The sequence below is a fragment of the Lysinibacillus sp. RS11 genome (assembly GCF_042019215.1).
GTDB classification, from domain to species: Bacteria; Bacillota; Bacilli; order Bacillales_A; family Planococcaceae; genus Lysinibacillus; species Lysinibacillus xylanilyticus_A.
The window spans coordinates 4230349-4244482 of record NZ_CP168124.1 but is presented as its reverse complement, the minus strand read 5'-3'; the positions used below and the strand labels follow the sequence as shown (position 1 = coordinate 4244482).

The 14134-nt window shown below is 38.5% G+C and carries 11 protein-coding genes; 10 read left to right on the top strand and 1 reads right to left on the bottom strand.

The annotated features are described in order from the left end of the window. Window positions 1-98: 98 nt before the first annotated feature. Entirely contained in the window at window positions 99-545 is a 447-nt protein-coding gene (locus tag AB9L17_RS21975; protein ID WP_375199799.1) for a hypothetical protein, read from the bottom strand. Between the two features lie 202 nt (window positions 546-747). On the opposite strand from AB9L17_RS21975, the gene AB9L17_RS21970 reads away from it, so the two are divergent. From AB9L17_RS21970 to gatB, 10 genes are all read left to right on the top strand, one after another. Further along, the gene (locus AB9L17_RS21970; RefSeq protein WP_375199798.1) at window positions 748-2469 is read left to right on the top strand and encodes an adenine deaminase C-terminal domain-containing protein; all 1722 of its coding nucleotides are present in this window, start codon (window positions 748-750) and stop codon (window positions 2467-2469) included. A gap of 47 nt (window positions 2470-2516) precedes the next feature. Beyond that, on the top strand, window positions 2517-3572 hold the full coding sequence (locus AB9L17_RS21965; protein WP_068986380.1) for a DUF3048 domain-containing protein: 1056 nt from the start codon (window positions 2517-2519) through the stop codon (window positions 3570-3572). Between the two features lie 15 nt (window positions 3573-3587). After that, on the top strand, window positions 3588-3908 hold the full coding sequence (locus AB9L17_RS21960; protein WP_004225717.1) for a YerC/YecD family TrpR-related protein: 321 nt from the start codon (window positions 3588-3590) through the stop codon (window positions 3906-3908). 110 nt (window positions 3909-4018) lie between these two features. After that, window positions 4019-4708, top strand: coding sequence for a heptaprenylglyceryl phosphate synthase (locus tag AB9L17_RS21955; protein ID WP_068986379.1), 690 nt, complete (start codon window positions 4019-4021; stop codon window positions 4706-4708). 163 nt (window positions 4709-4871) lie between these two features. Continuing rightward, window positions 4872-7124, top strand: a complete 2253-nt coding sequence (gene pcrA, locus AB9L17_RS21950) for a DNA helicase PcrA (RefSeq protein WP_068986378.1) — start codon at window positions 4872-4874, stop codon at window positions 7122-7124. 14 nt (window positions 7125-7138) lie between these two features. Continuing rightward, window positions 7139-9145 carry an NAD-dependent DNA ligase LigA gene (gene ligA / locus AB9L17_RS21945; protein ID WP_068986377.1) on the top strand — a complete coding sequence of 669 codons (2007 nt, stop codon included), beginning with the start codon at window positions 7139-7141 and terminating at the stop codon, window positions 9143-9145. Between the two features lie 234 nt (window positions 9146-9379). Next, a complete protein-coding gene (locus AB9L17_RS21940) occupies window positions 9380-10513 on the top strand; it encodes a CamS family sex pheromone protein (RefSeq protein WP_368638390.1) in 1134 nt (377 codons plus the stop codon). Window positions 10514-10872: 359 nt separating this feature from the next. Next, on the top strand, window positions 10873-11160 hold the full coding sequence (gene gatC / locus AB9L17_RS21935; RefSeq protein ID WP_068986374.1) for an Asp-tRNA(Asn)/Glu-tRNA(Gln) amidotransferase subunit GatC: 288 nt from the start codon (window positions 10873-10875) through the stop codon (window positions 11158-11160). A 24-nt stretch (window positions 11161-11184) separates the two neighbouring features. After that, window positions 11185-12648 (top strand): Asp-tRNA(Asn)/Glu-tRNA(Gln) amidotransferase subunit GatA, encoded by a 1464-nt coding sequence (gene gatA, locus AB9L17_RS21930; RefSeq protein ID WP_375199797.1) that lies wholly within the window; start codon window positions 11185-11187, stop codon window positions 12646-12648. 1 nt (window position 12649) lies between these two features. Then, window positions 12650-14077 (top strand): Asp-tRNA(Asn)/Glu-tRNA(Gln) amidotransferase subunit GatB, encoded by a 1428-nt coding sequence (gatB, locus tag AB9L17_RS21925; RefSeq protein ID WP_068986372.1) that lies wholly within the window; start codon window positions 12650-12652, stop codon window positions 14075-14077. The last annotated feature ends 57 nt before the right edge of the window (window positions 14078-14134 follow it).

Genomic DNA, 14134 nt, shown 5'->3' with positions numbered 1-14134 from the left:
ATATAATTTTTCATACTTTGAAACTTCTTATTGTTTTCAAACGTATGATGGATAAGGGAAGAGCCGTCTCAAAAATACAGTTGAGACGGCTCCTTTGACTAAGAAGGATTTTGTGCTTTATTTGTAGAATTTTTATTGACTGAGGAATTTTGAGTTGAAGTGCTGGCGTCAGGTTGCTTTGCAGTAGTAGCAGTTGATGCTGACGTATTTCCAGATATAGCAGAGGAGAAATCCTTCATGAGTTTATCGATTTGTTCAGATGACATAGAATTTTGGCCGCTGAACATACTTTGCATAGAAGAGTTGCCGGTGCTATTGTTATTGCTGTTGCTCATAGAATTCTCCATACAAGAACTCAGTAAAGCTTTAGTTGGGCAATATTTGAAGATACCCTCAGCCATTTTCATGGCACCTAATGCAATCATTAATCGACCTTTCGTACAATCAGGATTTCTTGAGACCTTAGCGATCCCATATGCCGTCATACTTGTACCCATGGCAAAGCGACAGAAGGCATTTTTTTCACTTAAGTTAGCTTGTTGCATTATCATATTTCCTCCTTTAGTCATTGTGGAAAAAATAAAGCGGGGGCACTTTGCTTTATGAAAGTGCTGTGTTACGATTGAAACAAGATGATTGCATAAAGGACTATTTTTACGGAAAAAAGCGTTTATGCAGTAGTAGTATGTGATTTCAAGTTGAATTTACACAATGAAATTTTACGTAATTTAGGAAGGAGCGAATAGAATGGATCCAGTATGGAAAATAACAGAATTACGCCAACAATTAGCTGTTATTGATGGCAAAAAAGCACCGGATATTGTTTTAAAAAATGCACGTTATTTACATAGCATGCTCAAAAAATGGATAGTAGGGAACATTTGGATTTTAGGAGACCGTATTGTCTATGCTGGTGATAGAATGCCTCCGTTATTAGAAGGGACAGAAGTGGTCGATTGTACGAATAAAATAATCGTACCAGGATATATTGAACCACATGTTCATCCGTTCCAATTATATCATCCACAATCTTTTGCTGATTTTTGTGGACAGCTCGGAACTACAACTTTTATTTCTGATAATTTAAGCTTCGTTTTATCTTTAGAAAATAAGAAAGCGTTTTCAATACTGAATGATTTGAAAAAGCTACCATTTTCATTTTATTGGTGGACACGTTTTGATTCACAAACTGAAATGGAACAAGAGGAAGAAATTTTCTCTAATACATCCATTTTAGAATGGTTAGAGCGAGATGATGTTTTACTTGGTGGCGAATTAACAGGCTGGCCAAGGTTGTTACATGGTGATGACCAAATGCTATATCGTATGCAAATTGCTAAGGGCTATGGGAAAAAAATAGAAGGGCACTTCCCAGGAGCATCAGAACGAACTTTAGCACGTATGAAGCTACTTGGTGCAGATGGTGATCATGAAGCTATGACAGTGGAAGAAGTGGAACGACGTATTATGCAAGGATATGCTGTGACATTGCGTCATTCTTCCATTCGCCCAGATTTACCAAATTTATTGAAGGGAATCGTTGAAAAAGAGCTACCTATTTTTGACCATTTAATGATGACAACAGATGGCTCACCACCGTCATTCCATGAGGATGGTGTGATGGATAAATGTATTCAGGTAGCCTTAGATGCAGGTGTAGCACCAATAGATGCCTACCAAATGGCATCCTATAATGTGGCTTGCTATTATAATATGTCCAACCTACATGGCTTTATCGCAACTGGTCGATTTGCTTCACTCAACATTTTACAAGATGAATGGCATCCAGTTCCTGAAAGCGTACTATCAAAAGGAGTTTGGTTAAAGCGCGATGGAGAGCAAGTGCAAAGGCTTGCGGCAATTGATTATTCAGCGTTACCTGAATTTAATTTAGATTTTTCATTAACGTCACATGATTTTCAATTCTCGATGCCGTTTGGAATTGAGCTAATCAATGATGTTATTACGAAACCATATAACTCGTTAATTACTAGAGAAGGGCAGCTAGCAAATCATGATGAATGCTATTTAATGCTCATCAATAGAGAAGGTAATTGGCATGTTAACACGATGATTAAAGGCTTTGCTACTAGTGTTCAAGGCTTTGCCTCATCTTATTCGTATACAGGGGACATTTTACTTATCGGAAAAAATAAAGAAGATATGATCAAAGCCTTTGAAGAGATGAAGGCAATGCGTGGTGGTATCGTACTTGTTGAAAAAGGAGAAGTAGTTTCTGCTATACCATTGACTATTGGCGGTTTTTTATATGATGGCGATGTTAAGGAGTTAACAGAAAAAGAGAAGAACTTAAAACAAGCATTGGCAGAACGCGGTTACCACTTAGGAGACGCCATTTATTCTTTAGTGTTTTTACAATCTACTCATTTACCATATATCCGTATAACACCAAAAGGGATTTTTGATGTTATGAAGAATAAGTTATTATTACCAGCAGTTATGCGCTAGTGAAAGTTTCACTATAGCGTTTCAATGGATAAAAGGAGAGTAATCATGTGTTCAAATCAAAAAAACTATTTATAGCCGTGGCCTTTAGTACCTTGTTGATAGGGGGATGTTCAAAGGATTCGTCGGAAGTGAAAGAAGACGATACGAAAAAGGCTGATGAAGAACCAGCTGTTGAAGAGACTATAAATGAAGAGACGAATTTTGCTCCATTGACAGGTGAGGCTGTTAAGGAAGAAATCACACAACGCCCAATTATTGTTACTATTAATAATCATCCAGCAGCACGTCCGCAATCAGGTATAGGTGCAGCAGATATTATTTACGAAATGTTAGCAGAAGGCAATGTCACTCGTCTTTTAGCAGTCTATCAAAGTGAACTGCCAGAAAATATAGGGCCTGTTCGCAGTGCTCGCTCTTATTTTGTTGATCTTGCAAAAGGCTACGATGCATTTTATGTAGCTCATGGCTACAGCCCAGAGGCAAAATCTTTGCTTAGTAATAATGTAGTCGACAATATAAATGGTATGGATTATGATGGTACACTTTTTAAACGTTCAAAAGATCGTGTTGCTCCACACAACTCGTATATTACGTCTGAAAATATATTAAATGGAGCTGAAAAAGTGGACGCTTCAATGATTTACCGTGAAAAAGTAAGTCAGGCTTTTTATGAACCCGATGAACGTGGTAAAATAGGCAATGAAACAAGTCAAATTGACATTTACTACGGAAATAGTGAGTATTTCCATAATTCATATGTATATGATCATGAAAGTAATCGTTATGGACGACAATCGGCTGGCGTTGACACAAAGGATATGTTATCAGGCGAAACATTATCATTGGCAAATGTTCTATTTTTTGAAATGCAACATCAAACGATTGATAATGAGGGACGCCAAGAAATTGATTTAACTTCTGGTGGAAATGCGTATGTATTTCAAAATGGCTATATGAGAGAAGTCAAATGGTCTAATATTGATGGAATACCGATGGCTGTAGAAGAGTCTGGGGAGCTTGTAAAGCTAGTACCAGGGAAGTCTTGGGTGCATTTCGTACCATCTTCACCAGGGTTACAAGCAATGGTGAAAACGCAGCCTTAAAGGGAGGAAAATTGCATGCAAATCGAAAAAATTCGAGGGCATCAAACAGATCAATTATTTAAAGCAGTGTTGGAGCTAAAAGACATCGAAGAATGCTATAAATTTTTTGATGATTTATGTACGATTAGTGAAATTCAATCGCTGGCACAACGCTTTGAGGTTGCGCATTTACTACGTTTAAAGAAAACCTACGAATCCATTAAAAAGGAAACAGGCGCAAGTACAGCGACTATTTCACGTGTACGTCGTTGCTTTGATTATGGGAATGACACATATGATGAAATGCTAGGTCGTTTGTATCCAGATGAGAAGCCGTTTCAAGCACCAAAAGAATAGTAGGTAAAGAGGCTGGGTAGAGGTTCTGCTCAGTCTTTTTCATTTTTTTGTCGACAGTCATAAGCTATACTTGTAAACGAATAGATAGAAAATGATAGGTGGTAAAATAGATGGATTATTTAGAATGGAGACATGTGTTCAAGCTAGACCCAGCGAAAGATATTTCAGATGAGGCACTAGAAAGAATTTGTGAATCAGGTACAGATGTCATTTTAGTTGGTGGAACAGATGGTGTAACATTAGACGGCGTATTAGATTTGCTTGTCCGTGTACGACGCTTTGAAGTACCAATTGCACTTGAAATTTCTACAATTGATTCTGTAACACCAGGTTATGATTATTATTTCATTCCGACAGTGTTAAATAGTGATGATCCAAAGTGGATAAAAAATTTACACCATGAAGCCATTAAGGAATATGGAGATATTATGGTGTGGGATGAATTAGTAGCTGAAGGGTATTGTATTTTAAACCCGGCCTGTAAAGTAGCAGAAGTAACGAATGCGAAAACGGATTTATCAATTGATGATGTTGTCGCCTATGCACGGATGGCTGAAAATTTCTTTAGATTGCCTGTGTTTTATGTAGAGTATAGCGGTACTTATGGCGATATTGAGGTTGTAAGTGCTGTGAAAAACGAACTGAAAAATACGAGACTGTTTTATGGTGGCGGTATTACATCTACTAAGCAAGCATCTGAAATGGCAAAATATGCTGATACTGTAGTAGTGGGGAATATTATTTATGAAGATTTAAAAGCTGCGCTTGCGACTGTTAAGGCTGTAAAAAATAATATATAATTTAACTTTTTCAGCAGGTGTCCAAACACCTTCTGAAAGAAGTTAAGCCTCCGGCGGATGTCACGGAATCGGAAAGGAGTTCTTTGTGCAATCACAAAGCCGAATCCGGACGCAATTATGCCGAGGCATAATTGATAAATAAACGTTTGTAAGGCGGTGCGAAATGGAGCAGTTAACGAAAAACTTATTAGCAGGTATGAACCCTGAGCAGGAAAATGCGGTAAAAACAACTGAAGGACCGTTGTTGATTATGGCAGGTGCAGGATCGGGGAAAACACGTGTATTAACACATCGTATTGCATATTTAGTAATCGAAAAAGAAGTATATCCATCAAAGATTTTAGCAATCACATTTACAAATAAAGCGGCACGTGAAATGCGAGAGCGTATTGATGGCATTCTCGGTAACGGAACTGGCGATAGTATGTGGGTGTCAACATTCCACTCGATGTGTGTGCGTATTTTACGACGTAATATTGACCAGCTTGGGATATCACGTAACTTTTCAATTTTAGATTCTACCGATCAGCTATCAGTTGTTAAAAATGTTATGAAGGATGAAAATATTGACACGAAGCGTTTTGAACCACGTGCGGTTTTAAATGCGATTAGTTCAGCAAAAAACGAATGTATAGCTGCGGACGATTATGCAGGTCAAATCAATGAAAATAATCCTTATGAAAAAACGATTGCTCGTGTTTATAAAGGTTATGAAAAAAGACTACGCCGCAATCAATCCCTCGATTTTGATGACTTAATAATGACAACTATTACATTATTCAAGCGTGTACCAGAAGTGCTTGAATACTATCAAAATAAATTTCAATATATTCATGTGGATGAATATCAGGATACGAATAAATCCCAATATTTACTAGTTCAGTTACTTGCTAAAAAATTTAAAAATATTTGTGTTGTTGGGGATTCAGACCAATCGATTTATCGTTGGCGTGGTGCAGATATTGGCAATATTCTGTCATTCGAAAAGGATTATCCGAATGCTAAGGCCATTATGCTTGAGCAAAATTATCGTTCAACAAAACGCATCCTACAAGCGGCAAATGACGTCATTCAAAATAATACAACACGTTATCCAAAAGAACTGCGTACAGAAAATGCAGAAGGTGAAAAAATTGTGTTGTACAAAGCGTATAACGAGCAAGAGGAAGCGCAATTCGTTGTACAAACAATCCAACAGCTTATTCAAAAAGAAGATCGTACATTTGATGACTTTGCGATACTATATCGTACAAATGCTCAGTCCCGTGTGATGGAGGAAGTGCTTGTTAAGTCCAATATGGCTTATCAAATAGTTGGTGGTACTAAGTTCTATGATCGTAAAGAGATTAAGGATTTACTTGCCTACTTGCGCCTTATTTCCAATAATGATGATGATTTATCACTCGCACGTATTATTAATGAGCCAAAGCGTAGTATTGGTGCCACTTCATTTGAAAAAATGGCGCGTTATGCGATTGAACAGGATCGCTCTATTTTTGATGCAATGAATGATCTTTTGTTTATGGGGCTATCAGGAAAGGCTGCTACTTCAGCTGAGCAATTTTATGCGATGATTAAAGGTTTTACAGAAATGCAGGACTATTTATCTGTTACTGAAATTGTAGAGCAGGTCATTGAAAAATCTGGTTATCGTGCAATGCTTCAAAATGAGAAGACGATTGAGGCAGAAAGTCGCTTAGAAAATATTGAAGAGTTTTTATCAGTGACGAAGGCATTTGAAGAACGTAGTGATGATAAGAGCTTAATTGCTTTTTTAACAGATTTAGCTCTCATTGCAGATATTGATGCACTTGATAAAGAGGACACATCGAAGGGCAACATTATTTTAATGACGATGCATGCTGCAAAAGGCTTAGAATTCCCAGTCGTCTTTATCATTGGAATGGAGGAAAATATCTTCCCGCATTCTCGTTCACTTGACGATATGGATGAAATGGAAGAGGAACGTCGCCTCGCTTATGTGGGCATAACACGTGCAGAGGAACGTTTGTATTTAACTAGTGCACAAAGTCGGACGATTTTTGGTCGTTCAAGTTATAACAATGCTTCACGTTTTTTACGTGAAATTTCGGAGGATATTACGGAATCAATCTCTAAAGGTGGCGCGAAGCCTGAAGTACCGTTTGCCTCTAGTAACCGTTCGGCTGGTGGCTATCAAAAACGTACACTTGGAGCGGTTCAGAAAACACAACCTGCGACATCTCGTTTACAAACAACTGGTGGAGATCAATTTGGCTGGAAGGCCGGAGATAAGGCAATCCATAAAAAATGGGGGACAGGTATGGTTGTCAGTGTAAAAGGTGAGGGTGATGGTACAGAGCTAGATATCGCCTTTCCACAGCCTATCGGTATTAAACGATTACTGGCACAATTTGCACCTATTGAAAAAGCGTAAGCGGAGGAACTTAAATGAACGAAATAGAACAGCGCATTGCGGAGTTAAATAAATTGTTACATGAATATGGCCATGCCTATTACGTGTTGGATAAACCTGTCGTAGCAGATAGTGTTTATGACCAATTATTACATGAACTTCTTGCATTAGAGGAAGCAAATCCGTCACTAATTTATCCGGATTCACCGACACAGCGTGTTGGAGGAGCAGTGGTAGAAGGCTTTAAAAAAGTGACACACGATTATCCTATGCTAAGTCTATCAAATGCTTTTAATGAAGAAGACTTGCGTGAATTTGACCGTAAAGTGCGTCAAGCAATCGGTGATAACTTTTCCTATGTTTGTGAGCTGAAAATTGATGGTCTTGCCATTTCTCTGAAATACGAAAATGGAGTTTTTGTACAAGGGGCAACGCGAGGAGACGGTGTTGTAGGGGAAGAGATTACAACAAACTTAAAAACGATTCGGGCAATACCACTTCGATTGAAGGAGCCTATCACAATTGAAGTTCGTGGTGAAGCGTATATGCCTAAAAAATCATTTGAAAAATTAAATGCTCAGCGTACTGAAAATGGTGAGGAGTTATTTGCCAATCCGCGTAATGCAGCTGCTGGCTCTTTACGTCAGTTAGATCCTAAAATAGCAGCGAGTCGTCAGCTATCAACCTTTATTTATGCGATTGGGGGAGATGGAGAGGCATATGGTATTGACGGTCATGCAGAGATGCTCGATTATTTAGAGGGACTAGGCTGCCCGTCAAATAAAGAGCGTCAACGCTGTTCAACGATTGAGGAGGTACTAGCCTTTATCGAAGAATGGACTGAAAATCGTCCGAATTTAGCCTATGAAATTGACGGCATTGTCATTAAGGTAGACCGCTACGCACAGCAGGATGAACTTGGTTATACGGCAAAGAGTCCACGATGGGCAATTGCCTATAAATTCCCTGCTGAGGAAGTAGTCACAACATTACTTGATATTGATTTAACAGTTGGACGTACAGGGGTTGTTACACCTACTGCCATTTTAGCGCCTGTTCAAGTTGCAGGTACAACGGTTCAACGCGCTTCGTTACACAATGAGGATTTAATTCGAGATAAGGATATTCGCTTAGGTGATACAGTCATAATCCGAAAAGCTGGCGACATTATTCCACAAGTTGTAGGTGTGTTAGTAGAGCAACGACCTGAGGATTCAGTTCCATTCGTCATGCCTAAAAACTGTCCTGTCTGTGATAGTGAGCTTATTCGTATTGAAGGTGAAGTAGCATTACGTTGTGTAAATCCTGCATGTTTTGCACAAATTGCGGAGAGCATTAAATACTTTGTTTCACGTAATGCTATGAATATTGATGGTCTTGGGGATAAGGTCGTTGAGCAATTATTACGTGCAGATTTAATTCATGATGTCTCTGATTTGTATCACTTAACGGTAGAGCAGCTTGTTGAGCTTGAGCGAATGGGTGAAAAATCTGCTACGAATTTAGTCAATGCGATTCAGGCTTCCAAGGAAAATTCGATGGAGCGTTTACTAATTGGACTAGGTATACGACATGTTGGGGAAAAGGCAGCGAAAATTGTTTCCGAGGAATTTGAAACGATGGAAGCGGTTATGACAGCAACAGAGGAGCAACTGGTAGCAATCCACGAAATTGGAGATAAGATGGCTTCATCGCTTGTCGAGTATTTTTCAAATGAGGATGCACGTGCAGTCATTGGTCGCCTTGCTGAAGTGGGCGTCAATATGACGTATAAAGGTAAAAAGATAGAGGTAGCTGTAGGAGATAATCCTTTTGCAGGTAAAACAATCGTATTAACTGGTAAACTTGAGCAATTGACACGTAACGAAGCAAAGGCGAAAATAGAAGAGTTAGGTGGTATTGTTACAGGTAGTGTCAGCAAAAAAACTGACCTTGTTATTGCAGGAGCAGAAGCAGGTTCTAAACTAACAAAAGCCGAGCAGTTAGGTATTGAAGTTTGGAATGAAGACAGCCTGATTGAACAACTTAACCTCGTACAATAATGGGAAATATCAGGATCATCACCAAAAGTTGTGGATGACATTTGTTAAAATGTATAGTTGATTGGAGTGGAGACTGGGCGACTCTAGGAAAGCGTACAGTCGGAACGGAAATCAATCACACGGTATGGTGATGATCCAATATTATAGTAAAGTAAGATGAATTGTCCTTTCCATAGGTAGGTATGAACAATTCGTCGAGCAGAAATTTAATTTCAGTAAAGGAGTCTTAAAATAATGAAGTCATTTCGACTCATTCCAGCAATTATCGCTGCTGCAATGCTAGTCGGCTGTGTGCCTTCTGAAGAGAAGGAAACAGAGCTTACACAGGAGACGCAACAGGAAAAAGCGGAAACAACGATTATTCCAAGCTTTAACATTGATGATACACATTATAGAACGCTAATTCCTTATAAAGAAAGTGCTAGCAGGGGATTAGTAGTTTCAAATATTTATACTAAATATGATATGAAGGAAGTTGAAACCGGTTTAATGCGTCTTTCTCAAAATGAGTTTGATACAAAAGACTACTACTTCCAAGAAGGGCAATATTTAGCCGAAAGCACAGTGACTGAATGGCTGGCGCGTAGTTCGCAAAAGAAGAATGGATTAAACCCTCCAACGACGGATTCAATGCCGGCAGAGGAACGTGCAAAGAAAGCCCCAATCTATTTATCACATATTGTTGAGCAAAATTATTTAACAAAAACAGATGATAATAAAGTGAAATTAGGTGGTATTTCGATAGGACTTTCCTTAAACTCTATTTACTATTATCAAAAAGAAAAATATGGGGAGTACTATGAGGAACCAATTCCAGAGGCGAAGCTTGTTGAACAAGGGAAGAAGATGGCTGCGGAAATTGTATCCCGCCTAAGAACTCAAGATGAATTGAAAGATGTACCGATTGTAGTTGGTTTGTTTAAGCAGAAAGCTCGCAATGACATTATTCCAGGAACGTATTTTAGTTATGGCGTAGCAAAAGCTGGAGAAAACGACATTGCTGATTGGACAGCTATTGATGAAGAGTATGTACTGTTCCCAACGGATGAATCAGAGGATGTCTATCGAGATGTTAGCAATAACTTTAAGAATTTCAAACAAGATGTAGATAAATATTTTTCTAACTATACTAGTGTGATAGGAACAGGTTTCTATCAAAACAAAAAAATTCAAAAGCTAACGATTGAAATCCCAATCCAATTCTTCGGCAAGGCTGAAATTACTGGTTTTACTCAATATTTAACAGGTGTTCTGATCAATCAATTTGATAACATTAACGTTGAAGTAAGTATTACCTCGATGAACGGTCCAGAGGCATTAATCATTAAGAAAGCCAACGAAAAGGAACCATTCGTCCATATCTATTAAAATATAGTCAGCCTTGTGCTGACTATATTTTTTTGGAGAAGAAATGAAAAAATCGAAATGATGGATAGAAGAGCTGAAGTGACGGATAGAACCATCGAAATGATGGATAGAATAACGAAATGACGGATAGAACGTAATTCCGAGCTCTTCCAACTTGCCCGTGGGAAACAAGTCTTATAAAGCTGAAAACAGTCACTAGAGGCAACACTTCGTCATAGTAGTGAAAGTTTCTATATTTTTGGTGAAAGTTGTGATTTTTAATTTGAAAAATGTTATGATTATTTGCATGGTTAAGTTTATTCAACCCAATTGTTATCAACAAAAGCAATAAATTGAATGAGTATTTGGAGGTGTAAAAAATGGCAAAACTAACAAAAGAAGAAGTTAAGCACGTTGCTAATTTAGCACGTCTTGCAATTACGGAAGAAGAAGCAGAGAAATTTGCTGAGCAACTTGGTAAAATTACAGACTTCGCAGAGCAATTAAACGAGTTAGATACAACGAATGTTGAACCAACAACTCATGTTTTACCACTAGTAAACGTAATGCGTGAAGACGTGGCAATAAAAGGCTTAGACCGTGAAGTAATGATGTTAAACGTAAAAGAACAAGAAGATGGTCAAGTAAAAGTACCAGCTATCATGTAATACTAAAACATAGGAGGATTCCTCATGACGTTATTTGAACGTTCAGCTAAGGAGCTACAAGCTGACATTAAAGCGGGTAACTTAACAATCGCTGACTTAACAAAAGAAGCATACGAACGTATGGCGAAGCTTGACGGCGATGTACAAGCTTTCCTTGCTTCAAACGAAGAAAAAGCAACTGCACAAGCAGCTGAAATGGACAAAGTGCCATTTGAAGAGCGTGGACCACTTTTTGGTCTTCCTATCGGTATGAAAGACAACATCGTTACAGAAGGCTTAGAAACAACTTGTGCTTCTAAAATTCTAGAAGGCTTTATGCCAATTTATGATGCAACAGTAGTTAACAAACTACGTGAAGCCGGTATGGTTACTATCGGTAAATTAAACATGGACGAGTTTGCAATGGGTTCTTCAAATGAAAACTCATACTATAAAACAACAAAAAATCCATGGAACTTAAACCACGTACCAGGTGGATCTTCAGGTGCGTCTGCAGCAGCAGTAGCAGCAGGTGAAGTACCATTCTCACTTGGTTCTGATACAGGTGGTTCAATCCGTCAACCAGCAGCTTATTGCGGTGTTGTAGGGATGAAGCCTACATATGGTCGTGTATCTCGCTTTGGTCTTGTGGCATTTGCATCTTCCTTAGATCAAATCGGACCAATTACACGTAATGTTGAAGACAACGCTCTTTTACTTGAAGCAATTGCAGGTTTAGATCCAAACGATTCAACTTCTGCAAACGTAGAAGTACCTAACTACGCAGCAGCCCTTAAAGGTGACGTAAAAGGCTTACGTATCGCTGTGCCAAAAGAATTCCTTGGTGAAGGTGTTGGAGAAGCGGCACGTCAATCAGTGCTTGAAGCATTAGAAGTATTAAAAGGCTTAGGTGCTACAGTAGAAGAAGTATCACTACCTCACTCTAAATATGCACTTGCAGCTTACTATATTCTTTCTTCTTCAGAAGCGTCTTCTAACCTTTCTCGTTTTGACGGTATCCGTTATGGTTTCCGCGCAGAAAACGTTAATAACTTAATGGACCTTTATAAAGAAACACGTGCACAAGGCTTTGGTGATGAAGTTAAACGTCGTATCATGCTTGGTACTTACTCACTAAGTGCAGGTACTTACGATGCTTACTACAAAAAAGCACAACAAGCACGTACACTGATCAAAGCAGACTATGACAAAGTATTTGAAGACTTTGATGTAATCATTGGACCAACTGCTCCAACACCAGCATTCAAAATTGGTGAAAACGTCGATGATCCAATGACGATGTATGCGAACGATATTTTAACGATTCCTATGAACTTAGCTGGTGTACCAGCCATCTCAATTCCATGTGGCTTTGAAAATGGACTACCACTAGGCTTACAAATTATCGGTAAATATTTCGATGAAGCAACAATTTACCGTGTAGCTCATGCTTTTGAACAAGCAACGGAGTTCCATAAACAAGTTCCTCAAATTTGGGAGGGAAAATAACATGAACTTTGAAACAGTCATTGGTTTAGAAGTACACGTTGAGTTAAAAACAAACTCAAAAATCTTCTCACCAGCACCAGCTCACTTCGGTGCTGAACCAAATACAAACACTACAGTAATCGACCTAGGCTATCCTGGTGTCCTTCCTGTACTTAATAAAAATGTTGTAGATTTCGCAATGCGTGCAGCACTTGCACTTAACATGGAAATCGAACAAGAAACAAAATTTGACCGTAAAAACTACTTCTATCCAGATAATCCGAAAGCTTATCAAATTTCTCAATTCGATAAGCCAATTGGTAAAAACGGCTGGGTTGATATCGAAGTAGATGGTTACACAAAACGTATTGGTATTACACGTCTTCATATGGAAGAAGATGCTGGTAAACTGTCTCACAGTGGCGACCACTCTTTAGTTGACTTTAACCGTCAAGGTACACCACTTGTAGAAATCGTTTCTGAGCCAGATATTCGCACACCGAACGAAGCGTACGCGTATCTTGAAAAAGTAAAATCAATCATCCAATATGCAGATGTTTCAGACTGTAAAATGGAAGAGGGATCTTTACGTTGTGATGCCAACATCTCAATCCGCCCATACGGTCAAGAAGAATTCGGTACGAAAACAGAGCTTAAAAACCTGAACTCATTCAACTATGTTCGTCGTGGTTTAGAGCACGAGGAATTACGCCAAGCAGACGTACTTCTGTCAGGTGGAGTAATTGAGCAAGAAACTCGTCGTTTTGATGAAAAAACAGGTAAAACAATTCTTATGCGTGTTAAAGAAGGAACAGATGATTACCGTTACTTCCCAGAGCCAGACTTAGTACGTCTATCAATTGATGACGAATGGTTAGAGCGTGTAAAATCAGAAATTCCAGAGCTTCCAGACGCTCGTAAAAAACGCTATGTTGAAGAATTAGGCTTAACGCCATATGATGCAGGAGTTCTTGTTATTTCAAAAGAAATCTCAGACTTCTTCGAGGCTATGGTAGCTAATGATGCGGATGCAAAGCTTTCTGCAAACTGGCTTATGGGTGATGTTTCTGCTTACTTAAATGCAGAACAAAAAGATCTTAAAGATACTGCATTAACACCAGAAAACCTTGCTGAAATGGTGAAATTAATCACTGACGGTACAATTTCTTCTAAAATCGGTAAAAAAGTATTTGCTGAACTAGTAGAAAAAGGCGGTTCTGCAGCAGATATCGTTAAAGCAAAAGGTTTAGTTCAAATTTCTGATGAAGGTGCATTACTTGCTATCGTTACAGAAATTCTAGATAACAATGCACAATCGATCGAAGACTTCAAAAACGGTAAGGATCGTGCTATCGGCTTCTTAGTTGGTCAAATTATGAAAGCAACAAAAGGTCAAGCAAATCCGCCAATGGTTAATAAATTATTACAACAAGAAATGGCAAAACGTTAATTGCATTTGCAACAGAAAGCCAAGAGAGCAAATTCGCTTTCTTGGCTTTTTATTATT